General features: G+C 70.6%; 19 protein-coding genes. 6 read left to right on the top strand and 13 right to left on the bottom strand.

The features are described from left to right. Positions 1-9 precede the first annotated feature (9 nt). The gene (locus FL583_RS10015) at positions 10-630 is read right to left on the bottom strand and encodes a TMEM175 family protein (RefSeq protein WP_170323574.1); all 621 of its coding nucleotides are present in this window, start codon (positions 628-630) and stop codon (positions 10-12) included. A gap of 126 nt (positions 631-756) precedes the next feature. Here FL583_RS10015 and FL583_RS10010 point away from each other — a divergent pair, with 126 nt between their 5' ends. Beyond that, entirely contained in the window at positions 757-3,417 is a 2,661-nt protein-coding gene (locus FL583_RS10010) for a serine/threonine-protein kinase (RefSeq protein WP_142704272.1), read from the top strand. Positions 3,418-3,564: 147 nt separating this feature from the next. Here the strand turns inward: FL583_RS10010 and FL583_RS10005 are convergent, their stop codons facing one another. Further along, the gene (locus FL583_RS10005; RefSeq protein WP_170323573.1) at positions 3,565-5,499 is read right to left on the bottom strand and encodes a PPC domain-containing protein; all 1,935 of its coding nucleotides are present in this window, start codon (positions 5,497-5,499) and stop codon (positions 3,565-3,567) included. Positions 5,500-5,650: 151 nt separating this feature from the next. On the opposite strand from FL583_RS10005, the gene FL583_RS10000 reads away from it, so the two are divergent. From FL583_RS10000 to FL583_RS09990, 3 genes are read left to right on the top strand one after another with little or no spacing between them, the layout of a single operon-like run. Then, on the top strand, positions 5,651-6,472 hold the full coding sequence (locus FL583_RS10000) for an SAM-dependent methyltransferase (RefSeq protein WP_170323572.1): 822 nt from the start codon (positions 5,651-5,653) through the stop codon (positions 6,470-6,472). 10 nt (positions 6,473-6,482) lie between these two features. Beyond that, positions 6,483-6,725 (top strand): DUF397 domain-containing protein, encoded by a 243-nt coding sequence (locus tag FL583_RS09995; RefSeq protein ID WP_205751988.1) that lies wholly within the window; start codon positions 6,483-6,485, stop codon positions 6,723-6,725. Between the two features lie 50 nt (positions 6,726-6,775). Continuing rightward, positions 6,776-7,609 (top strand): helix-turn-helix domain-containing protein, encoded by an 834-nt coding sequence (locus FL583_RS09990; RefSeq protein WP_240746646.1) that lies wholly within the window; start codon positions 6,776-6,778, stop codon positions 7,607-7,609. Here FL583_RS09990 and FL583_RS09985 read toward each other — a convergent pair. After that, a complete protein-coding gene (locus tag FL583_RS09985; protein ID WP_142704267.1) occupies positions 7,606-8,454 on the bottom strand; it encodes an SAM-dependent methyltransferase in 849 nt (282 codons plus the stop codon). The two genes, FL583_RS09990 and FL583_RS09985, sit on opposite strands and share 4 nt — an antisense overlap. Before the next feature lie 212 nt (positions 8,455-8,666). Beyond that, complete coding sequence (locus FL583_RS09980; protein WP_142704266.1) at positions 8,667-8,882, bottom strand: DUF397 domain-containing protein; 216 nt, start codon at positions 8,880-8,882, stop codon at positions 8,667-8,669. A gap of 205 nt (positions 8,883-9,087) precedes the next feature. Between FL583_RS09980 and FL583_RS09975 the strand changes: the two genes are divergently transcribed. After that, entirely contained in the window at positions 9,088-10,362 is a 1,275-nt protein-coding gene (locus tag FL583_RS09975; RefSeq protein ID WP_142704265.1) for an erythromycin esterase family protein, read from the top strand. A gap of 1,129 nt (positions 10,363-11,491) precedes the next feature. Beyond that, positions 11,492-13,123 (top strand): ABC-F family ATP-binding cassette domain-containing protein, encoded by a 1,632-nt coding sequence (locus tag FL583_RS09970; RefSeq protein WP_142704264.1) that lies wholly within the window; start codon positions 11,492-11,494, stop codon positions 13,121-13,123. On the opposite strand, the gene FL583_RS09965 is transcribed toward FL583_RS09970, so the two are convergent. Genes FL583_RS09965 through FL583_RS09925 form a run of 9 tightly spaced genes read right to left on the bottom strand, consistent with a single transcriptional unit; the run spans position 13,110 to position 22,022 of the window. Beyond that, a complete protein-coding gene (locus FL583_RS09965) occupies positions 13,110-14,633 on the bottom strand; it encodes an RICIN domain-containing protein (protein ID WP_142704263.1) in 1,524 nt (507 codons plus the stop codon). The two genes, FL583_RS09970 and FL583_RS09965, sit on opposite strands and share 14 nt — an antisense overlap. Beyond that, positions 14,630-15,211, bottom strand: coding sequence for a PulJ/GspJ family protein (locus tag FL583_RS09960; RefSeq protein ID WP_142704262.1), 582 nt, complete (start codon positions 15,209-15,211; stop codon positions 14,630-14,632). Before FL583_RS09960 ends, FL583_RS09965 begins: the two co-directional genes overlap by 4 nt. Then, complete coding sequence (locus FL583_RS09955) at positions 15,208-17,094, bottom strand: putative Ig domain-containing protein (RefSeq protein ID WP_142704261.1); 1,887 nt, start codon at positions 17,092-17,094, stop codon at positions 15,208-15,210. The genes FL583_RS09960 and FL583_RS09955 overlap by 4 nt, the downstream gene beginning before the upstream one ends. Next, the gene (gene pilO, locus FL583_RS09950) at positions 17,094-17,744 is read right to left on the bottom strand and encodes a type 4a pilus biogenesis protein PilO (protein WP_142704260.1); all 651 of its coding nucleotides are present in this window, start codon (positions 17,742-17,744) and stop codon (positions 17,094-17,096) included. The genes FL583_RS09955 and pilO overlap by 1 nt, the downstream gene beginning before the upstream one ends. Positions 17,745-17,756: 12 nt before the next feature. Further along, positions 17,757-18,455 (bottom strand): PilN domain-containing protein, encoded by a 699-nt coding sequence (locus FL583_RS09945; protein ID WP_142704259.1) that lies wholly within the window; start codon positions 18,453-18,455, stop codon positions 17,757-17,759. Next, positions 18,455-19,477 carry a type IV pilus assembly protein PilM gene (gene pilM, locus FL583_RS09940; protein ID WP_142704258.1) on the bottom strand — a complete coding sequence of 341 codons (1,023 nt, stop codon included), beginning with the start codon at positions 19,475-19,477 and terminating at the stop codon, positions 18,455-18,457. Before pilM ends, FL583_RS09945 begins: the two co-directional genes overlap by 1 nt. 13 nt (positions 19,478-19,490) lie before the next feature. Then, the gene (locus tag FL583_RS09935; protein WP_142704257.1) at positions 19,491-20,258 is read right to left on the bottom strand and encodes a prepilin peptidase; all 768 of its coding nucleotides are present in this window, start codon (positions 20,256-20,258) and stop codon (positions 19,491-19,493) included. Positions 20,259-20,264: 6 nt separating this feature from the next. After that, positions 20,265-20,744 (bottom strand): prepilin-type N-terminal cleavage/methylation domain-containing protein, encoded by a 480-nt coding sequence (locus FL583_RS09930; RefSeq protein WP_142704256.1) that lies wholly within the window; start codon positions 20,742-20,744, stop codon positions 20,265-20,267. Positions 20,745-20,753: 9 nt separating this feature from the next. Continuing rightward, positions 20,754-22,022 (bottom strand): type II secretion system F family protein, encoded by a 1,269-nt coding sequence (locus FL583_RS09925; RefSeq protein WP_142704255.1) that lies wholly within the window; start codon positions 22,020-22,022, stop codon positions 20,754-20,756. Positions 22,023-22,043: the final 21 nt, after the last annotated feature.

Raw genomic sequence — 22,043 nt, 5'->3', positions numbered from 1 at the left:
CGGGGGAGCTCAGGCCGTGTCCGCGCTCCTCCGCCGCCGCTCCCAGAGGGCGATCAGGTTTCCGGTGAAGAACAGGATCAGCAGCGAGAAGAACCCGATCCGCGGCACGGCCAGGCCGATCACCAGCGCGACGATCATCAGCAGCGCGCTCGCCACCGCGTGGACGGCGCTGAACGGCCGCTCGCCCTCGGCCGGCGTCACCTGCAGATCCGGCCGGCGCTGGATGAAGACCGCCATCGCCGCGATGAGCAGCGAGCTGAGCACCAGCAGCCCGACGTACAGGCCGAACGTCGCCCGGGTGTTGTCGAGCACCGCGATGATCTGGGTCGGGAACGGCAGCGCGATGACCGTCAACGCCCAGGCCAGCGACAGGCGACCGAGCCAGGGGTCGTACGTGTCGACGTTGGTGAAGATCGCGTGGTGGGCCCGCCAGAAGGCGATGATCACCACGAAGCTCAGCAGGAACGCCCCGATCTTGGTCTTGTTGTCGCCGAGCAGGTCCTCCAGCGGGGTGGTCTTCTGCACTTCGCCGAGCAGCTCGACCAGCGGCAGGATCAGCAGCGTGACCGCGATCGCGACGATCGCGTCGAGGAAGGTCAGGAAGCGTTCGAGGCCTCGTTCTTTGCGCACGCCAGGCACCCTAGGGCCTGCGCGCGGAGCGGTGTCGGGTACCCGTCTGCGCCCGAACCGGACGACAGGCGCAGCTATACACTCCGGCGACGACGGGTGACATCGGAGTGAGGAGCGCGGGCAGCCATGAGCAGCTGGTCGAGCGACTCCGGCTGGGAACACTCCGACTGGGAACCCTCCGGCGACGGCGCGACGCTCACCGAACCCCAGCTGGTCATCGGGCGCTCGATCCGGTTACCGGCGGCCGGCGGCCCCGACGTCCGGGTGCTGCTGCGCGACCGGATCTCCAAGAACACCGGCCAGGCCACCGTGTTCGTCGCCGAGCTGCTCGACCCGCTGGCCGAGGCCGGTGAGCCGGGCGACCCGGTCGCGGTCCGGGTGGTGCTGGAGCGGCGCGGGCGGCCGGACGTCCTGCAGCGGATGCGGCGCGAGCAGCGGTACGCGACCGCGCTGCGCCACCCGTTCCTGCTGCCGGTGTTCACGCAGGCGGCGATGCCCGAGTTCCGGCGCGAGTTCGACGGGCCCTGCCTCGCGCTCGTGCAGGTGATGCCGCTGTGCGGGGAAGACCTCGAAGACCTGGTGGTGAAGTCCAACCCGCCGAAGCTCACCGCCGACCAGATCCTGTTCGACCTGGTCGGCATCGCCGACGCGCTGCACCACCTGCACACGCCGACCGGCCAGCGGGGCGTCCTCGTCCACCGAGACGTGAAGCCGGCCAACATCCTGCGCTGGGACCGGCGGAGCGTCCTCGGTGACCTGGGGACCCTCCGCGACCCGCAGACCGGGAACCCGACCGGCGGGGTCGGGACGATCCCGTACATGCCTCCGGACGAGGGGACGAGCCCGACCCCGGCCTGGGACATGTTCAGCTTCGGAGTGGTGCTGGCCGAACTGCTGACCGCGCGCCGGCCGCACGACGTGGCCGAGAAGACGCCTCTGGCGTACCTGCAGGCTCACCTCCGGCACAGCCTCCGGCCCGATCTGGACGAGTTGCTGGCGGCCGAAGTGGGGCCTGCGCGGGCCCGGACCGTCGCCGACCTCGTGCGCCGGTGCACCGACCCGGACCCGTACGGACGGCCGACCGCGGTGTCGGCCCGGGACGCCCTGCTGCCGCTGCTGGCGCCGGACGAGCAGTTACGGGTGCACGATCTCGTCGGGTTCGACACCGTGGCCGCGCTGGACGTGATCGCGGTCGCGGCGCTCGGCGTGTACGGGGACCAGCATCCGGCGACCCGGTCGGCGGCCGAGCGGCTGGCGGCGACGCTGGTCGCGTCGGCGGCCGGGCTGATGGAGGAGGGTAAGCCGAGCGCGGCCCGGGACTATCTGGAGCGCGCCCGCCGGATCCAGGCGGCGCTCGCCGAAGGTGGTCCGGCTGCGCTGGAGCCGTCCACCGACGCCCCGACCCGGCACTGGACCCGAACCCGAGTAGACCCCCTCCCGGCCCCGGTCTCGGGCGCCGCCCCGGTCTCGGGGGCCGCCCCGGTCCCTGGGTCGGCCCCGGTCTCGGGCGGGGCCTGGGCCGGCTCGGCCCCGGTGTCGGCCCAACCCTGGGCCGCCTCGGCCCCCGTCTCCGGCGCGACCCCGGTCTCGGCCCAGCCGGTCTCCGGCTACCCGGTCTCGGGCTATCCCGGAGCGCCGGTCTCCGGGCCTTCCGGCGGCGGGTACCCGCACGGTGGTGCGGTCGTCGCCTACGGTGCCCCGTACCCGCCGATCACCGAACCCCCGAAGCGCCGAAGCCGAACCCCGATGCTCGCCGGCCTGGCCGCCCTGGTCGTGGTCGGCATCATCGCCGGCATCGCGCTGGTCTGGCTGAGATCCGACGGCGACCGCCAAGAGCAAAAGCCCCCGCAACCCTCCGCGACCCCGCTCGCGATCGGCCCGTCCCCGGCGATCCAGAACAAATTCTCCGGCCACACCGAGTGGATCAACGCGGTCGCCTTCTCCCCGGACGGCAAGAAACTCGCCTCCGGCAGCGGCGACAGCACGGTCCGCCTCTGGGACGTCGAGTTCCGCAGCGAGATCGGCAGCCCCCTCAGGGGCCACACCGGCACCGTCTACCGCGTCTGCTTCAGCCCCGACGGCAACGTGCTCGCCTCGGTCGGCGGCGACGGCGCGGTGCGCCTCTGGAACGCCGACACCGGCACGAAGGTCGGCGTCCTCACCGGCCACGCCGGTGACGCCTACGGCGTCGCGTTCTCGCCCGACGGACGGTTGCTCGCGAGCTCCGGCGGCGACCGCACGATCCGCCTCTGGGACGTCGCTTCCCAGAAGCAGATCGCGGTGCTGAAGGGCCACACCGACGAGGTCTACAGCGTCGCGTTCTCGCCCGACGGCCGGACGCTGGTGAGCGGCAGCGCCGACGACACGATCCGGCTCTGGGACGTCGGGACCCGCAAGCAGGTCGGCGACCCGTTGAAGGCCACGCCCGGCGACATCGACTCGGTCGCGTTCTCGCCCGACGGCACGCTGGTCGCCGGCGGCGGCTCGGACAAGGTCGTCCGCCTCTGGGACGTGAAGAGCCGCACCACCGTCAAGGCCCTGCGCGGCCACACCGACAACATCTACAACCTGGCGTTCTCCCCGGACGGACGCACGCTGGCCACCGCCAGCATCGACGACACCACCCGGCTGTGGGACGTCGGCACCGGGAAACAGATCGGTCAGCCGCTGAAGGCGACCGGCGACGTCGACGCGGTCGCGTTCGCCCCCGACGGCCGGACGCTGGCCGACGGCGGCGACGAGAAGGTCGTCCGCCTGTGGGACCTCGACACGCGCCCGGCCAACTAGGCCCTGTCCTGCGAGCGAGATTCGCAGGACAGGGCCTAGCGGTCGCGCCGCCGGGACCGGATCCAGGTGGCCACGAAGAACGCGAGCACGAGGAAGGCCGACAGGCCTTCCAGCCAGGAGGTCCCACCCGACGACCAGTTCATCTCCCTAATGTCGGGTGGTCGTCAACCCCCACTGCGTGTTCGCGCCCGCGTTCTGCGTCCCGCTGAAGCCTTCGACCGGGTCGAAGACGTCCCGTCCGTAGTCCACGTCCACGTCGTCGGCGGTTCCGCCCAGACCGTCCTTGCCGACGCCCCACAGCTGGGCGAAGTTGCCACCCTGATCCATCAGGTCGGCCTTGTCGTCGTTGGCGGACGTGTGCCAGCTACCGAGGTAGTGCCCGATCTCGTGGGACACCGCGTTGCCGACCGCCTCGCCGACGAACTTGATCCGGTCGCTCTTCGGCCCGAAGTACGCGAGCAGCGACGGGTTCGACGTGTTCCGGAAGCCGCCCGGTGCCGACATGTCGTCCAGCATCACCAGCGCCGACTCCTGGGTGTCGAAGTTGCCGGGGTCGACCGACTGCGAGATTCCGACCGTGGCCAGGCCCGACTCGTCCTGAGTGCCGCCGATGATCGCCCGGCTGACGTTCGGCTGGCCCCACGGGTCGGCGTTGTCGCGGCTGTTCAGGAGCCGGACCTCGGCCCGGCTCCCGAAGTCGCCCTGCAGGTTCTCCCGGACCGTGGCCACGACCGCGTCGATGGCCGCGTTCTCGTCGCGGGCCGAGAGCCCCCAGCGGCCGAGGAACGAGCGGAACGGGGAGAGCGTCCGGACGCCCGCGCCGCCCCAGATCTTCGTGTTGACCTGGGCCCCGTCGAAGTCGAGGAAGATCGTCTGCACGGTGCTGGCGCCCCGGCTCTCCGCGGCCGGTCGGTAGACCTGGAGCGTGAGGTCGTAGTGGCCGGACCCAGCGCTGACCGCGATCGTGTGCCGTCCGGCCAGATCGGCCACGTGGGCGAGCACCGCGTTGCCGCCCCCGGGCAGCGGCGACGTCGGCGGGTAGACGCCCGACTGGTCGATCCGCGACTGGACCCGCAGGTGGCCTTCGGGGTCGCGTACCGCGAGTTCGTGCGCCGCGCCGGTCACCGAGGCGCCGAGAATGTCGCCGGGCCGCAGGTCGAGGCTGTAGTAGTCGATGTCGTCGGCGTCCAGGCCGAACGTGATCGAGTAGTCGCCCTCGGAGCCGGCCCCACGGCCGCTGGCCGAGTCGAACGGGTCCCGCGGCGACGGGGAGTCGTAGGCGCCGACCGAGGCGTAGTAGTCGCCGTCGGCCGGGACGTTGATCGCGATCCGGCTGTCGAGCGTCTCGCCGTCGTCGTCGTTGACCGCGATCGACTTGCCGTGCGAGTCCCAGAGCGTGAGGACCGAGTCGAGCTTCGACTGGGTCGCGTCGTCGCTGTTCGGCGTGTCGACGTCGATGAGCAGGCGCTCGCCCGCCTTGACGTGCCGGATCCGGTAGAAGTCGTAGTCGCCCTTCTTGTCCCCGGCGTAGCCGTGCGGGCCGTCGCCGATCCGGCCGGTCGTGGTGCGCCGGGTCTGCGGGCTCGGCAGCACGATCTCGTTGGCCTTGGGGATCGACCCGTTGTCCTCGGCGCCCTTGGGCACCTTCACCGCGGTGGGCCCGGCCGCCAGGTTGCCGACGACGTGCGCCGACGGCACCCGTCCGGCCGACGTCCCGAAGTGCGGGATCGCCTCGGCGCTGGCCGTCTTGTCGTTGCTGCCGAGCGTCCGCTCGGGCTCCTTCTCCTCGGCCAGGATCGGCTCGACGCGCTGGACGGCCAGCGCCCGCGGATCGCGCACCTTGTGCGCCGTGCGCAAAGTGGCCTGGCGGGCCCGTCCGTCGGCGGCCAGCTTGCCCCGCCAGAACCCCCAGTCGACCTGCTTGGGATTGCTGACCATCCCCGTGTACGGGTTGGCCGGCGGCGGGTCCGACACACCCCGGGTTACTGCTCCGGACGCCGCCGGCGCGGCCGGTGCGCCCAACAGCGCGCCGGAGAGGGCGGTCGTCACGGCCAGCGCGACCAAAATCGGACGAGGTGTCATGTCCCGTAATCCCTGGCATCGACAGTTGATGTGGGGAACATAACGTATGAAACGGTCATAACGGATGGGGGCCTGCCCCGCTGTCCGGCCGTGCGGCCGGGTGGCACACTGCTGGCTTACGGCACATCCCCTCTGTCCAGTGGAGACGCCGATGGGTGACATTCCGGCGACCGATCGTCCTAATGCGGCCGGAATTTACGATTATCTGCTCGGCGGCACGATGAACACCGCGGCCGACCGGGCGGCGGCCGACCGCACGCGGGCGATGCTGCCCGAGCTGGCCGAGTCGGCCTGGGCCAATCGCGGCTTCCTGCAGCGCGCCGTTGCCCACATGTCCGACAAATGGGGCATCCGGCAGTTCATCGACCTCGGGTCCGGGCTGCCGACCCAGCGGTGCACCCACGAGGTCCTCGCCGAGCACGGCCCGGACGGGCGGGTGGTCTACGTCGACCGCGACCCGACCGCCATCGAGCGCGCGAACACACTGCTCCGCGGTGTGCCCGGGGCGGTCGCGCTGGAGGCCGACATCCGGGACGTCGAGTCGGTGGTGTCCGCGCCGCCGACCCGCGAGCTGATCGACTTCGCCCAGCCGGTCGGCATCCTCCTGGTCGCGGTGACCCAGTTCCTGCCGGACTCCGACGACCCGTGGGCGCTGATCCGCCGGTACACGGCCGCGGTGGCGCCCGGCTCCTTCGTCGCGATCTCGGCGCCGACCAGCGACATGCAGTCGGAGCGGCTGGCCCAGAAGATCGGCTCGGCGATCGGCCGGACGACGAACGGCGCGGTGTCGCGGTCGCGGGCCGAGTTCACCCGGTTCTTCGACGGGCTGGAGATCGTGCCGCCCTACGCCGGAGCCGATCCGGCCGTCGTGCACGTCGGGCAGTGGGGCGCCGAAGATCCCGAGGTCGCGGACGATGCGGGCTCGCGCTGGTTCTATGCGGCCGTCGCACGCAAGCCGGACGGAGAGCGCTAACCTGGGACCTGTGTCTCTGCCTCGGAAGCCGACCGTCCACGATCTGCGTATCGACGCCGATGCGCAGGAGTGGCAGCGTTCCGGCTCCGGGCGCGGCTCGATCGAGGTGGCGTTCGTCGACGCCTTGGACGAGAAGTGGGTGCTGATGAGGGTTTCCGGGGATCCCGACAGCCGCGTGCTCGTCTACGACAAGTTCGAGTGGGAGTGTTTCGTCGACGGCGTCCGCAAGGGCGAGTTCGACGACGCGGTCTGACCCCCGGACGGCGGCGGGATGCTGACCAGCGGAGGAGTCGAGTGAGCGCCATGTACGGTGCGACCGTCGCGAAGCGACGGCTGGCGCGCCGGCTGGTCGAGCTGCGGGTGGAGAACGGCTACACCGCGAACCAGGTCTGCGACAAGCTGAACTGGGGGCGGGGCAAGGTCGGCCGGTTCGAGGCGAACGTCTGGAAGCGGCCGGAGATGAGCGACGTCCGCGACCTGCTGCGGATCTACGGCGTCCCCGAGGCCGAACGCGAGGAGCTCGAGTCGCTCGCGATGCTCGCCCGGGGCCGCGCCTGGTGGCGCGAGTACGGGGACGTGTTCGGCGACGACGAGTACGCCGGTTTCGAGTCGGACGCCGAGCGCGTCTCGCTCTACATGCCACTGATCCTGCCTGGGCTGCTCCAGACGTCGGCCTACACCGAGGCGCACATGAGCGTCGGGACGCAGTCGCAGCAGTGGCGGGCCCGCGCGCTCGAGGCCCGGCAGCGGCGTCAGCGGGTGCTGGAGGACGACGGCGCCGAGCTGGTCGCGGTGCTCACCGAGGCGTCGCTGCTCTACCGCTGGGGCACCCAGGCGGAGCGGCGGGCGCAGATCGCGCACCTGGTCGCGATGAGCAGGCGGGAGAACGTCGAGATCCGGCTGTTGCGCTTCGCCGACGGGCCGCACCCCGGGATGAGCAGCCTGATCAGCATCTTCGACTTCCCGGGCGACGAGCCGGGCATCGCGTACCTGGAGAACGACGCCGCCGTGCAGCAGCTCGACTCGGTGGCCGAGGTGGAGGTCTACAAGCGGATCTTCGCCGAGATCCGCGAGGCCGCCCTGGAACCGGCCGCGACGACGAAATCCCTCGAGCAGCTGTCCGAGACGTTGGATTAGAGGCTGGCCACGCCGCCGATCAGGCCGGAGCGGCCCGGCGACGACGACTCCGGCGCCCGCCACGAGGCGATCTCCACCAGGCCCGGCTCCACCAACTCGGTGTCTCCGAGGGCGGCGCGGACGTCGGGGGCGGACCGCAGCGTCAGTGGCGTCAGCGTGCAGTCGTAGATCAACCGGGAGATGGACGCGGGGCTGGGTGCCGCCGGTCGGGCCGCCCCCTCCGAACGCGTCCGACCGGCGGACGTCGGTGTGGCGGCACCGTGGGAAACAGCGAGCAGGCTGCCCGGGGCGACGGCCCGGCGCAGCGGGCCGAGCACGCGGTCGAGCGGGCCGGGCACGAAGTGCAGGACCGCAAGGCAGAGGATCGCCACCGGACGGTCGAGGTCGATCAGCCGGCGGGTCACCGGGTGTCCGAGGACTCCGGCCGCGTCGCCGAGGTCGGCGTGCACCGCGCCCACCTGCGCACCGCGCCCGGACACCCGGGCGTCGAGCTGCACCTGGCTGACGACGCGCGGGTCGATGTCGACCGCCACCACCCGGACGCCCGGCCCGCCGGCCAGCGCGACCGCCTCCGGCGACGAGTACCCGGACCCGAGGTCGAGGAACTGCGTGATGCCCCGGCCCAGCGCGAACTCGACGACCCGGCCGAGGAACGCGCGGTTCTGCCGGGCCGCCTCGGCGACCAGGGGAACGGCGTCGAGGAGCGCGTCGGCGGCCTCGCGGTCGGCGGCCAGGTGGTTGCTGCCACCGAGGTAGTAGTCGTACATGCGGGCGGCGTTGGGCCGGAAGCTGTCGACCTCGACCGGTGTGGTGGGCCGTGACGCGCGGAGGACGGTCTCGGGCATGACCACCTGACTCACCTCCGCGGGCCGCGCGTCCAAATCTGTGAAGCACAGATTATGAAGGTCTGGCGTCCGGGGCAACACCCCTCGCCGGATCGCCGAAAACTTTCGTCACTCGCACAGAGCACAACGGACAGTAATCAAATTGGATAGACAAAAGAGAACGCGGCGACGCTCAGGGCAGGAGCGTCGCCGCGTTCGATCACGCAAAGCGGTCAAAGCGTGTAGCGACCGGACTTCACATCGGACAGGAATGCGGCGAACGCCTCCCGGCTGACGACGTGGGCGCCGCCCTCGGGTCGTTTGCTGTCGCGAATCGCGGTGACTTCCGGCAGGTTGGCGGCCACTTCGACGCATCCGGTATTGGCACCGGTGCTTCTGGTCGCTTTACGCCAGTGTGCTTGCGAGAGATCAAGTGCGCGCTCGTTCATGAATTCACCGGGCCCTCCGTCTTGACAGGGACAATGACGGAGCATACGCCGGTTCAAAGTGTGATTCACAAGCCCGTTTTGAAGACAGTATGTTTCCCGACTTGAGGCGTGAAACAGCATGATTTCGTCAGGTTCGGGCACTCGTTACCTGTCTTTTTGACTTTCCGTCTTTGACTGACGGACGGAGAGTGATCGGGGGAGAGCGATGAACGGGGACGACGTCCACGCGATGGCGGCGCCATTGCGCGATGCGGGTGATTTCGATCCGCTGCTCGATCGGGTGCGCGACGCCCGGGTCGTGATGCTGGGTGAGGCCAGCCACGGCACCCACGACTACCGGCTGCGCGCCGACCTGACCCGCCGGCTCGTCGACGAGCACGGCTTCTCGTTCGTCGCGGTGGAGGGTGACTGGCCGGACTGCGACCGCGTCCACCGGGCGGTCGGGGAGGGTGCCGACGTGCGGGCCGCGCTCGAGCAGTTCCACCGGTGGCCGACCTGGATGTGGGCCAACGAGGAGGTCGCCGACTTCCTGCGGTGGCTGGCGGTCCGACGGACCGTCGGGTTCCACGGGCTCGACGTGTACTCGCTCTGGGAGTCGCTCGGCGAGGTGCTGCGGTACTTCCGCGAGCACGACCCGGACGGCCTCGCTCCCGCGCTGGCCGCGATCCGCTGCCTCGACCCGTACGGGCAGGACCCGCAGAGCTACGCCTGGGCCACCGTGATGGGCTCCACCTGCGCCCCGGCGCTGGCCTCGATGCTCGCCGAGGTGCGCCGGCGGGCCCTCGAGGGCGCACCGGACGACGCGTTCGGCGCGTTCGCGGCCCGGCAGAACGCCGAGGCGGCCGTCGGCGCCGAGCAGTACTACCGGGCGATGGTCGGCAACGGCCCGGAGTCCTGGAACGGCCGGGACACCCACATGCTGGAGACGCTGGCCCGCCTGCTCGACTTCTACGGCCCGGAGTCCAGAGCCGTGGTCTGGGCCCACAACACCCACGTCGGCGACGCCCGGGCCACCGACATGGCCGAGCACGGGATGACCAACCTGGGGGAGCTGGCCCGCGAGCGCTGGGGCGGCGACGCGGTCGCGCTGGTCGGCTTCGGCTGCCACCGTGGCGAGGTGCTGGCCGGCCCGTCCTGGGGCGCCCCGGTCGAGGTGATGCCGGTGCCTCCGGCCCGGGCCGGATCGCTGGAGGCCACACTGCAGGCGACGCTGCCCGAACCGGCGCTGTTCGTGTTCGGGCCGGGGGAGTTCACGCCCGGTCGCACCGGCGCGCGCCCGGCCTGGCTCACCGACGTCCTCCCGCACCGGGCGATCGGCGTCGTCTACGACCCGGCCAGGGAGTCGTACGGCAACTACGTCCCGACCCGGCTCGGCGACCGCTACGACGCGTTCGTCTGGCTCCCGGAGACCACCGCCCTGAGCCCCCTACCCGCCACCCCGGTAGGAGGTGAGCTGGAGACATATCCAGTCGGCGTCTGAGTCATCAAGACCCCCCGTTTCCGCTCGCCGGAGGGAGAGCCCGGGGTGCGGTGATGGCTCTCTGAGCGTTGACGAACAGCGTGGTAACGCCGATCAGAGTGCCACCTCCGAGAACCGACGCCGGAAGGGCGGCACCGCTGAGACCAAGCACGGTCACCACCGTCAGGACGAGGACGAGCGAGGCGAAGGCGAACCATTGCCCTCGGGCTGCGAGGCGTTCGCCGGCTCGGATTCGTTCGAGCTCCACTCCGTATTTCGTTGCCCGTGACGGCTTCTCATTCGGCGCGCTATCAGCGCGTGCCCCGTCGGAGATCGTCTCGTCGCTCATGACGGGCCGCCCTCGTGCGGCCCGTCTAGTTGCTCTCGGTACGCCAACCCGGCTAGCGCGCTCATGATCGAAACGAGCTCGCCATCGGCTCTGCCCTCGACTCGAGAGAAGAGCCGTCCACGGGACAGGACGATCTCGGTAGACCTCAACGGCGTCGCGGTGGCTTTCTGCGCCTGCGCCGCCAAAGACATGAACTGCCGCACTTCGGCGAGATGCACGATCAAGCCGCCGATGACCTGGTGGGTCAGTGGCGCGTCGAGGGGCTTGTCGCCGTTTCGTGCCCGTACCTCCGCCGCCAGGGTTCTGATCAGCTCCGACGCCGCAGGATCGTCGACGTTCGATCGGTCAAGCAGACGTTGCGCGCGGTCCAGGGCACCCAGGAGCTCACGGGCCGTCCGGATGTAACAGTACGGATGCGTCCCCAGGTTCGATATCGACGCAGGACAGGTTCAAGGATGCTTTCGATCTGCGACCTGAGGTCCGGCGCAGTCTCGGCCGATGCGGCCGGGGCCGACCCTAGCCTGACTTCAGGTAGCAGCGAGCCGGTGAGGTCGAAAGCTGTCATCGCTTCGGCCCACGCGCTGTTCGAGAACTTCGCCATCATGCCCGGACCCCTCCGGCCGCGTCGGAGGAAATCCCGAACGCGATCCGCGCTGGTGTTAGTCCTGAAACGATGAGCGTAGGGGGCATCATCGGCGTGGGGAGCCCACTCCGACGCATTGTTCGGACCGCCGTCGCTCTGCTCGGTAGGCCGCGGTGGCGCCGATACATGCCAGCCACCGAACGCCTAGGCTGGCAACGGTGAGCGCCACGCTGGTCGTCAAGGATCTGTCCGCCGGGCACGGCGACCGGACGTTGTTCTCCGGCCTCGACCTCGTCGTCGCACCCGGCGACGTCATCGGGGTCGTCGGCGCGAACGGCGCGGGCAAGTCGACGCTGCTCCGGCTGCTGGCCGGCCTCGACACCCCGCAGACCGGCTCGGTCCGGCGCACCCCGTCGAGCGCGACCGTCGGGTATCTCCCGCAGGAGTCCGAGCGGCGCCCGGGCGAGACCGTCCGGGAGTTCCTCGGCCGCCGCACCGGCGTCACCGAGGCCCAGAGAGAACTCGACGCGGCCACCGAGCTGCTCTCCCGAGGGGAAGGCGCCGACGAGTACTCCGACGCCCTCGACCGGTGGCTCGCGCTGGGCGGCGCAGACCTGCCCGAGCGCGCCGAGACCGTCGCCGACGACCTCGGGCTCTCGATCGACCTCGACGCCCACATGACCGGCCTCTCGGGCGGCCAGGCGGCCCGCGCCTCGCTCGCGTCGCTGCTGCTCAGCCGCTACGACGTCGTCCTGCTCGACGAGCCGACCAACGACCTCGACCTGGCCGGCCTGGAACGGCTGGAACGCTTCGTCGACGACCTGCAGACCGGCACCGTCCTGGTCAGCCACGACCGGGAGTTCCTGGCCCGCACGGTGACGAGCGTCGTCGAGCTCGACCTGGCCCAGCAGCAGATCAACAAGTTCGGCGGCGGGTACGCGGCCTACCTGGAAGAGCGCGAGACCGCCCGGCGACACGCCCGCGAGGCCTACGAGGAGTACGCCGACACCAAGCAGGGGCTGGTCGACCGGGCCCGGTCCCAGCGGGCCTGGATGGAGAAGGGCGTCAAGAACGCCCGCCGCAAGGCGCCCGACAACGACAAGATCGGCCGCAAGTTCCGCACCGAGGCCACCGAGAAGCAGGCCGCCAAGGCCCGCCAGACCGAGCGCCTGATCGAGCGGCTCGAGGTCGTCGAGGAACCGCGCAAGGAGTGGGAGCTGCGGATGTCGATCGCCGCCGCGCCCCGGTCCGGCGCGGTCGTGGCCACGCTCCGGGGCGTCGTCGTGCACCGCGGCGACTTCACGCTCGGCCCGGTCGACCTGCAGCTCGACTGGGCCGACCGGGCGGTGCTCACCGGCGCCAACGGCTCCGGGAAAACCACGCTGCTGGGCGTCCTGCTCGGAAGGATCAGCCCCGACGAAGGGACGGCCGCGCTCGGGCCGGGGGTCGTGGTCGGCGAGGTCGACCAGGCCAGAGGCCTGTTCGCCGGGGACGGGACCGTGCTCGACGTGTTCGCGCGCGTGCTGCCCGACCAGGCCCCGGGCGAGATCCGGACGCTGCTGGCCAAGTTCGGGCTGAAGGCCGACCACGTCCACCGGCCGGCGAACTCGCTGTCGCCGGGCGAGCGCACCCGGGCCGGGCTCGCGCTGCTGCAGGCCCGGGGCGTGAACCTGCTCGTGCTCGACGAGCCGACCAACCACCTCGACCTACCCGCGATCGAGCAGCTCGAGTCGGCGCTGGAGTCCTACGACGGCACGCTGCTGTTGGTCACCCACGACCGGCGGATGCTCGACTCGATCACGACCACCCGCCGGTTCGAGGCCGTGGACGGCAAGATCAGCTCTCGCTGATGTCCTTCAGCGGCAGCGTCTGCAGGATGCTGGTCGGCGCGTTCCACTTCTGCAGCGCCGACCCGTCGCAGGTCGCGACCACGATCTTGGAGATCTTCTGGCCCGAGGAGTAGAAGTCCGGGTTCGGGTCGTCCGGGTTGGTCGGGGCCAGGCAGTAGCCGGACGCGTCGACGATCGTGTAGCTGGTCGCGTAGACGCCGGTGTCGCCGTAGAACGTCCACTGCAGTTCCTGGTTCGTGGCCCCGGCGGTGCAGCTCACGATCACGACGTACTGGGCCCGCACGGTCGAGCGGGGGCTCCTCAGGCAGTACAGGCCGCCCTTGTTCGTGGTCACCAGCGCGGTGACCCCGGTCGTGCCGGTGACCAGCGTCGGCAGCGTCCACTTCTGGTTCCAGGTCACGTTGGCCGGGTTCGGCGCCTGCTTGCACTGCCAGGCGATCAGGAACGTCGCGCTCACGTTCTGCTGGGTGACGTCGAGGCAGCGGCCGAACTGGCGGAAGTTCACCAGCTGATTGGCCGACGCACCGGCTGCGCCGGCGCCGGTCGTCGGCTCCGGGAAGAAGTTCACGATCGTGTTCGTGCCGGCCCGGCACTTCCCGCCCGACGTCGACCCGAGCGCCAGGAAGCTGCCCGCGGTGTTCGGGCTCTGGACGTTCATGCACAGGCCGTTCAGCGTCGAGCCGTTCGTCGTGCCCTCGAAGTTCGCGCTGTCGTTGTAGCTCCACTGCTGCTGGGGCAGCGTCACGAGCGCGCAGGGCTGAAGGTAGATGACGCTCCCGGCGGCCTCCGGCGTCCCGGCGTCGAGGCACATGCCGAGCGGCATCGTCGGGGTCTTCGACGACACCAGGCTGATCGTCAGGTTCGGGTTGTAGGCCCAGGTCTGGGCGACGCTGCCGTACGTGCACGGCTGCATGGCCAGCGGCGTGCCGGCGATCGGGGAGCCGGACCCGGCGTCGAAGCACAGGTCGGGGGTGCTGGCCGTCTTGTAGACGTGGACCAGCCCGCCGGGGATGTTCACGTCGCTGGTCTTGAACGTGTACGTGGCCTGGAGCGTGCGGTTCGTGGTCGCTCCGCTGCCGGACTTGTAGCTTCCGGTGGCTTTGAGCAGCGCGTACGCCGGGGTGCTGAACGCGCCCGAGCCGAGGACGCAGCGGATCGTGTGGTCGTTGAGCCACTGCGCCGGCCGGTTCTGCGGGTCGACCTGGTAGTAGTCGATCGACACCGTGTAGCTGGCCCGGTTCGCGCCGGTCACCGCGGCCAGCGTCCCGTCCAGGTCGAGGCACGGGAGCGCGCTCAGGACGCCGGCCCCGGAGCCGTTGTCGGCCGCCCGGATGTGGCCGAGCGCGACGTCGAGGCCGGTCTGGGCCGCGTTCAGCGCGGCGACCCGGGCCACCTCGACCCGGGTGGTCGTGTTCTGCCCGATCACGGTGTTCACCAGCAGCGTCGAGAGCAGGACGCCGACCATCGTCACGAGCAGCGCGACGGGCAGCGATCCGCGGTCGTCCTTCACGGCAGCGCCCGCCCTTCCGCGCACACGGTCGTCGACTGCGTGTTCAGCGACGTGTTGAGCGCGGTGAAGATCGCGCTGAACTGCCTGGTCACCGGCGACGCGGCCCCGCCGGTCGTCGTGGTCAGCTGGACGCCGAGGCGCTGGAACGTGAACGTGGCGGTCGCGGTGTTCACCGCGAACGGCGTCACCGAGCTGACGTCGCTGGTCAGCTGCGTCCAGGCGGTGGGCTTGACGGTCCCGGGCCCTTGCGTCCAGGTGCGCTGCTGGAGCTGGCCGGTGGACGGGCGCAGCCGCAGCTCGGTGCAGACCGGCGTGCCGGTGTACGTGGTGACGAACTCGACGTACGGCTCGCCGTTGACCAGGCCCGGCGTACTCAGCCCGGACGCGTAGCGGATCTGCCGGTCGAGCCGCCCGAACGCGATGCCGATCGTCTGCTGGCCGTCGGCGATCGCCTGGGCCTTGTTGGTCGACGAGTAGAGCGAGATGATGCTCGTCGTCGAGATGCCCATGAAGACGAGCGTGATCACCATCGTCACGACCGCCTCGGCGAGCGTGTAGCCGGAATCGTCAGACTTCATTTGACCGTCCAGACGAACATCCAGTTCGACACCTTGCCCGCCCCGTCGGTGACGGTCAGCTTGGGCGTCCAGGTGCCGGCCGTCGTCGGGGTGCCCGACACGACGCCGGTGCCGGAGGCGATCGACATGCCGGTCGGCAGGTTGCTGGCCGTCCACGTCTTCGTGCCGCTGGCGTTGGCCACGACCGGCGTGAACGTGTCGGCCTTGCCCTTGGTCGACGACCGGTTGCCGCTGGCCGACGTGATGTTCAGCCCGGTGGACGTCGTGACCGTGCACACCAGCGTCAGGCTCTCCGAGTAGCCCTTCGTGTCGGTCACCGTGAACCCGACGACGTACCGGCCGGCCGCGCTCAGCGTCCCGTAGACCGAGCCGCTCGTGGTGTTCATCGAGACGCCGTTCGGCAGGTTCGTCGACGCCCAGGTGTAGGGCGCGGTGCCGCCGGTGGCGGCCGCGTCGACCGCGAAGATCGAGCCCAGCGCGCCGCTCTGGTCGGTCCGCGGCCACTTGATGTACGGGCCGACCGTCCAGCTGAACGTGCTCGAGAGCGAGGTACCGGCCTTGTCGGTGACCGTGACCTTCACCGTGTAGACCCCGGCGACGGTCGGCGTCCCGCTGATCACGCCGGTGGTCGTGTTGAAGGCCAGCCCGGTCGGCAACCCGCTCGCCGACCACGTGTAGGCCTGCACCCCACCGGCCGCGACGACCGGCAGCGCGGTGATCGCGACGTTGGTCAGCCCGGACTGGGCCGCCGGCGACGTGAGCGTGAGCGGCGGCACGACCCAGGTGAACGTCATCGTGTCGGTCTTCGCGTACGTGTCGACGACCGTGATCGTCACCGAGTAGGTGCCGACCGTCGTCGGGGTGCCGGTGACGACTCCGGTGGCCGGGTCGATGGCCAGGCCCGGCGGCAGGCCGCTCGCCGTCCAGGCCAGCGGCGACGTGCCGCCGACCAGCGTCGGCGCCCAGGTCAGCGCCACGCCGCCGGTCGTCGTCACGGTGCCCGGCGGGATCAGGTCGGGCAGCGCCGCGATCACCCAGCTGAACGCGGCCGAGCCGATCAGGCCGAACCCGTCGGTCGCGCTGATCACCACCGGGTACGTGCCGATCAGCGTCGGCGTCCCGGTGATCACGCCGCTGGAGTCCATCGACAGGCCCGGCGGCAGCCCGGCCGCGAGCCAGGTCAGCGGCGGCGCGCCACCGGTCGCGGTGACGGTCAGGTTCACCGGGATCGTGAGCTCACCGGTCTGCCGTCCCGGGTTGATCACCTGCGGGGCCTGGGCGACCTCGTTGACCTTGAACACCGGCTCGGCCAGCGCGTTGCTGACCAGCGTCGCGGCCACCTGCGAGCACCCGCTCGCCGGGCAACCCCGCCCGGTCCAGGTCACCAGCGTGACGATCCGGAAGAACTCCACCGACAGCGCGGTCCTGGCCGGGCCGCAGTCGCCGCCGAGCAGCGGCTGCCAGCAGCGTCCGACGTACCAGCTCTGCTTGAACGGGATGCTGTTGAGCACCACCGGCACCGCGGTCGTCGGCAGCGCGGCGGTCGCGCCCGAGCCGCCGCTCGCGGTCTCGTCGTAGGCCATCGCCATCGTGGCCAGGTAGGGCGAGACCGGGGAGTCGCCCGGCACGCTCGCCCACTGCGTCTGGGTGCTGGTCAGGTCGCGTCCGCTGGTCACGCCGGAGCCCTTCAGCGCGCGCACCCGTTCGAGCGCGTCGCTGACCAGCTGCACCGCGGTCTGCGCGTTGCTCTGCACGTTCGTCGCCCGCAGGCTGTTGGTGAAGAAGCCCGACAACGCCGCCATGACGACGCCGATCAGCGTCATCGCGGTCATCAGCTCGATGAGGCTGAAGCCCGCTTCGCGGTCGGCGTCCCCGGGCGGCATCAGTTCGTGGAGGTCAGCGTCGATCCGGCGGCGGAGGGCGAGACGAAGGCCTGCAGGCCGAGGGTCAGCAGGACCGACCCGCGCAGCGACGCGCTGCTCTCGTTCGGCGCCGCGTTCGCGGTGCTGATCAGCACCGCGCGCGGCTGCACGCGCTGCAACTGATTCACGAACCCTTCCAATTTGGACGCCGTCCCGACGGCGGTGACCGTGATCGGCAGCGCGTAGACCGTCGTACCGGCGCCCTTGATCTGCGTGGGGGAACCGACGACCAGACCGTCGACGGAGACGCCGGCCCGGATGCCGGAACTCTGCACGTCCCGGAGGAACTGGGACGTGTCCCCGGTGGTCGGGAGCGCCGCCCGGGCCGTGTCGTACTTGGCCCGGTACGAGGCCAGCTCCTCGTTCTGGGCCCGGACCTCGGTCAGCCGCGACCGGAGCGAGTCGACCTGGGACTGCGCGGCCTCGGTCTGATCGCGCAGGTCCTCGGTCTGGGCACTCTGCGGCCGGATCAGCAGGAACCAGCCCAGCCCGAGCAGCGCCACCGCGCCGACCACGCCGCCGACCAGCCAGAGCCGGATCGTGTTGCCGCGCAACGCGCCGACGTTCAGCAGCCCGCTCGGGGCCCGGGCGGATATCGCGCCGAATGCCATGGTCGCCTCCGCTCAGTTCTTCGTCGTCGAGTAGTGGTGGCTGAGCAGCGACGGGCTCAGGTCGACCCGGAGCGTGAAGTCCGACCCGTCGTCCTGCGCGGTGACGCCGGAGAGCATCACGTTCCCGACGCCGGGGAGCTTCCCGACCGCGTCGGCGTAGGTGGCGATCGCGGGCTTCGACGTGCTCGAGCCGGTGATCGTCAGCGAGCCGATCGGGGTCTTGCCGTCCTTGCTCGGCAGCCCGGACGCCGTGGTCGCGGTGCTGTTCCCGCCGGTCGTGCCCTGGGTGGTGGGGTCGGTGAGCGTGACCGTGATTCCGGTCAGGTCCAGGCCGGTGGGCGTGGCCGCGCGCAGCTTGGTCAGCAGCGTCGACCAGGTGACGTCGGTGGCCAGCAGCGTCGAGAGCTGGTTGCCGATCTTCGTCGACTGGGTCTGGGCCGTGATCAGCTCGCTGTACTGGCGCTGCTGCTGGCGGAGCACGATCGCCTCGGTCTCGGCGTCGGCGAGCTTGCTGTCCTGGCGGGAGGTCTCCCACTTGGCCAGCGCGAACCAGGCGGCCAGCAGCACGATCACGGTGCCGATCGAGGCCAGCACGATCAGCCGGATCCGGACGAACTGGCGCTGCTGCTCGATCTCCGGCGGCAGCAGGTTGGCCCCGAGCGCGTACAGCCGCGAGGCGTCGTGGATCGGGGGAGTCATGATCGTGGTCATCAGGCCGCTCCCAGCGTGAGGCCGATCGAGACGGTGGCCGAGAGCGGGAGTGCCTCGACGCTGGCGTGCCGGGACTGGCGGGTCCGGCGGAGCCGGGCCATCGGGTCGGCGTAGTCGACCGTGACGTCGAGCTGGTCGGAGAGCGTGTCCGGCAGGCCGGGCAATTGGCCGCCGCCACCGGCCAGCACCAGCCGGGTGACCTGTTTCGGCTGTCCGGCCGTGGTCAGGTACGCGAACGAGCCGCGGATCTCGTTGAGCAGCGGCCGGATCGCCTCCCGGACGGTCTCGGCGACCTCCGGCCCGTTCTCCGACCAGAGCCCGATCCGGCACTTGAGCGCCTCGGCCTCCGGCGTGGCCACGTTGAGCCGGGAGGCCAGCGCGGTCGTGACCTCCGCGCCGCCGCGGGGGATCGTCCGGACGATCAGCGGGACGCCGTCGGTGTGCACGATCACGGTCGTGATCTGGGTCCCGATGTCGACGATCGCCTCGACCTGGTCGTCCAGCCGGGCGGCCGCCCGCAGCAGCGCGAGCGAGGCCAGGTCGACCCGCAGCACGGTGAGCCCGGCCGCTTCGACCGCCCGCACCGCGGTGAGGATCGGCTCCTTGGGCACCGCCACCAGCAGGCCCCGCACGGTCTCGTTGAGGCCGGGGTTCTCCAGCGGCAGGAAGTCGAGCACCGAGCGCTCGACCGGCAGCGGCAGCGAGTCCCGGACCTGGAACGGCAGCGAGGCCCGCAGGTCCTTCGCCGGCAGGTTGGCCACCGTCATCTCGCGCACCACGGCCTGCATGTTCGTGACCCCGAGCACCACGCGCTTCGAACTCAGCCCGGCCGACGCGCGGGCGTGGCGCACCGCCGCGGTCAGCGCCTTCTCGTCGTGCACGACGCCGCTCTGCACGGCCCCGGGCGGGAGCGGCACCTCGGTGTAGTTGATCAGCGTCGGGCCGTCCTTGCCGTGCCCGGCCTCGACGACCCGGATCGACGTCGAGCCGATGTCCAGGCCGATCAGCGTGGTGGGCGCCATGTGACTGTCCTTTTCAACCGGCCGGATAGAGGACGGAGAAGTACCAGTTCGCCAGCGGTGCGGCGGCGAACACCGCGAGCAGCCCACCGGCCAGCATCGCCGGCCCGAACGGGATCGCGGTCTTGCCCGTCGCCCGCCGGGTGACCAGCAGCGCGATCCCGACCGTCCCGCCGAGCAGGAACCCGGTGAACGTCCCGATCCAGACCGAGCTCCAGCCCAGCCAGCCCAGGAACAGACCCAGCAGGCCGGCCAGCTTGACGTCGCCGAACCCCATGCCGCCCGGGTAGAGCACCGCCATCAGCCAGTAGCCGCCGTAGAGCACGGTCATCGCGGCGATCGCGCGGGCCGCCGCGGTCCAGTCGGTGGTCAGCGCGAGCAGCGCGGCTCCGATCGCGTACGACGGGAGCACGATCTTGTTCGGCAGCCGCTGGACGTCCAGGTCGATCAGGGCCAGCGGCACCGCGATCGCCGCCAGGTACAGGTACGCCGGCAGCGCCCAGCTGACCCCGAACCGGGCCGTGATCGCGACGAACAGGGCCGCGGTCGCGAGCTCCACCAGCGGGTAGCGGACCGGGATCCGCACCCGGCAGTCCGCGCACCGCCCGCCCAGCGCGACCCAGCTCACCACCGGCACGTTGTGCCGGAAGCGGATCGGGGCCGCGCAGGCCGGGCAGTGCGACGCCGGCCTGATCAGCGACTGGTTCCGGGGCACCCGGTGGACGACGACGTTGAGGAACGAGCCGACGACCAGGCCACCGACCGCGGCCAGAGCCAGGATCATCGGGGCTCAGGACGTCGCCGACGCGCAGGTCGCGAGACTGGTCGCGCTCGACTTCGCCACGGACTTGCTGGTGGCCGAGTTGTACGTGTAGATCGTCTGGCCGTCCTCGTTCTGGCCGCAGATCACGTAGCTGGTCGAGTTGTTCGTGAACACGATCGTGTTGCCGGCCGAGACCGTGATCGTGCCGGTCGTCCCACCGCCGCCACTGAGCGCCAGCGTCACGTTCGTTCCCTTGGTGCCGGTGACGTTGGCCGGGTACTGGTTCCCGTTCGCGGTGTAGAACTGCTCCACCGCGCTGATCGCGCCACGGACGTCGGACGACGCCGACGTATTGGCCGCGCCCTTCTTGTAATTGCTGTAGAGCGGAACCGCGATCGCGATCAGAACACCGATGATGACCACGACGACGAGGAGCTCGATGAGCGTGAATCCCCGGTCGTCCCGGCCGACCTCGCGGGTTGAAGTACGGCGCAGCGATGCGATCATTCGAGTTCCTTACTGGGCGCCTTGGATGTTTTGGTAAATGGTGAACATCGGCAAATAGAGGCAGATGATCATTCCGCCGACGATGACGCCCATGACCAGCACCATGATCGGCTCGATGGACGCGGTCAGTGATTCGGCCGTGCTATCCACCTCTCGATCGTAGAAATCGGCGACTTTATCCAACATCTGACTAATCTGACCGCTTTCTTCGCCGACCTCGATCATTTGGGCCACCATCCGGGGGAACACCGTGTGCTCGGCCAGCCGGCTGGACATCGGCTGGCCCTCCCGCACCGCGTTCTGCAGGTCGGTCATCGCGGTGGCGATCACCGCGCTGCCGGTGGTGGCGCCGACGACGTTCAGCGCCTGCAGCACCGGCACGCCCGCGCCGAGCAGCGTGCCGAGGTTGCGGGAGAAGCGGCTGATCGTGATCTTCGTGAAGAGGTTGCCGAACACCGGCGCCCGCATCTTGGCCTTGTCGAAGCCGAGCCGCAGCCCGGGACGCCGTCGCAGCTCCCGCCGGAACAGCACGGTCCCGACGACGATCAGGCCGACCAGCAGCGGGCCCGACCACACCAGCGTGTGGCTGACGTTCACGATGATCTGGGTCGGCAGCGGCAGCTCGCCGCCGAGCTGGTGGAACATCCGCTCGAACACCGGCACGATGAAGATCAGGACGGCGGCGATCATCAGGATCGCGAACAGCAGCACGACGACCGGGTACGTCAGCGCGCCCTTGATCTTGCCGCGCAGCTCGTCGTCCTTCTCGAAGTTGCCGGCGATGCGCTCCAGGGCGGCGTCCAGGAAACCGCCGGTCTCGCCGGCCCGCACCATCGCGCAGAGCAGGGTCGGGAAGACCTTGGGGTGCCGTTCGAGCGCGGCCGAGAGCGCGACCCCGCCCTCGACGTCGATCCGGACCTCGGCGATCGCCCGTTTCAGCGCGGGCTTGGCGGTCTGCTCCTCCAGCACGGCCAGCGAGCGCAGCAGCGACATGCCGGACGCGGTCATCGTCGCGAACTGGCGGGCGAACACCGCGAGGTCGCGCAGCGTCGTGCGGCCGGTCAGGCCCGGGATCGAGATCTCCCGCTGCAGCCCGGTGCCGGCCTCGTTGATCGACAGCGGCACGACGCCCTGCTGGCGCAGGATCTGGGCCGCGGCGTTGACGTTCGGGGCGGCGACCTTGCCCTTCGACCGTCGGCCGGTCGCGTCGACGGTCTGGTAGTCGAAGGTCTTGTTGGCCCGCGACGTCGGCAGCCCGACGCCCGCAAAAGTGGTCATCGGTGTTCCCTGCTCTTCGCG

Origin of the sequence: Cryptosporangium phraense, from assembly GCF_006912135.1 — a bacterium.
Taxonomy (GTDB): domain Bacteria; phylum Actinomycetota; class Actinomycetes; order Mycobacteriales; family Cryptosporangiaceae; genus Cryptosporangium; species Cryptosporangium phraense.
This window is presented reverse-complemented; position numbering and strand designations above follow the sequence as displayed.

What these genes read in the sequence shown, in the direction of transcription:
- FL583_RS09985 (WP_142704267.1), bottom strand. Translation starts at nt 8,454, where the DNA reads ATGCCCGAGACCGTCCTCCGCGCGTCACGGCCCACCACACCGGTCGAG.
- FL583_RS09990 (WP_240746646.1), top strand. Translation starts at nt 6,776, where the DNA reads ATGTACGGTGCGACCGTCGCGAAGCGACGGCTGGCGCGCCGGCTGGTC.
- pilM (WP_142704258.1), bottom strand. Translation starts at nt 19,477, where the DNA reads ATGGCGCCCACCACGCTGATCGGCCTGGACATCGGCTCGACGTCGATC.
- FL583_RS09930 (WP_142704256.1), bottom strand. Translation starts at nt 20,744, where the DNA reads ATGATCGCATCGCTGCGCCGTACTTCAACCCGCGAGGTCGGCCGGGAC.
- FL583_RS09925 (WP_142704255.1), bottom strand. Translation starts at nt 22,022, where the DNA reads ATGACCACTTTTGCGGGCGTCGGGCTGCCGACGTCGCGGGCCAACAAG.
- pilO (WP_142704260.1), bottom strand. Translation starts at nt 17,744, where the DNA reads ATGGCATTCGGCGCGATATCCGCCCGGGCCCCGAGCGGGCTGCTGAAC.
- FL583_RS10005 (WP_170323573.1), bottom strand. Translation starts at nt 5,499, where the DNA reads ATGACACCTCGTCCGATTTTGGTCGCGCTGGCCGTGACGACCGCCCTC.
- FL583_RS09935 (WP_142704257.1), bottom strand. Translation starts at nt 20,258, where the DNA reads ATGATCCTGGCTCTGGCCGCGGTCGGTGGCCTGGTCGTCGGCTCGTTC.
- FL583_RS09980 (WP_142704266.1), bottom strand. Translation starts at nt 8,882, where the DNA reads ATGAACGAGCGCGCACTTGATCTCTCGCAAGCACACTGGCGTAAAGCG.
- FL583_RS09955 (WP_142704261.1), bottom strand. Translation starts at nt 17,094, where the DNA reads ATGCCGCCCGGGGACGCCGACCGCGAAGCGGGCTTCAGCCTCATCGAG.
- FL583_RS09945 (WP_142704259.1), bottom strand. Translation starts at nt 18,455, where the DNA reads ATGACCACGATCATGACTCCCCCGATCCACGACGCCTCGCGGCTGTAC.
- FL583_RS10000 (WP_170323572.1), top strand. Translation starts at nt 5,651, where the DNA reads ATGGGTGACATTCCGGCGACCGATCGTCCTAATGCGGCCGGAATTTAC.
- FL583_RS09975 (WP_142704265.1), top strand. Translation starts at nt 9,088, where the DNA reads ATGAACGGGGACGACGTCCACGCGATGGCGGCGCCATTGCGCGATGCG.
- FL583_RS09960 (WP_142704262.1), bottom strand. Translation starts at nt 15,211, where the DNA reads ATGAAGTCTGACGATTCCGGCTACACGCTCGCCGAGGCGGTCGTGACG.
- FL583_RS10010 (WP_142704272.1), top strand. Translation starts at nt 757, where the DNA reads ATGAGCAGCTGGTCGAGCGACTCCGGCTGGGAACACTCCGACTGGGAA.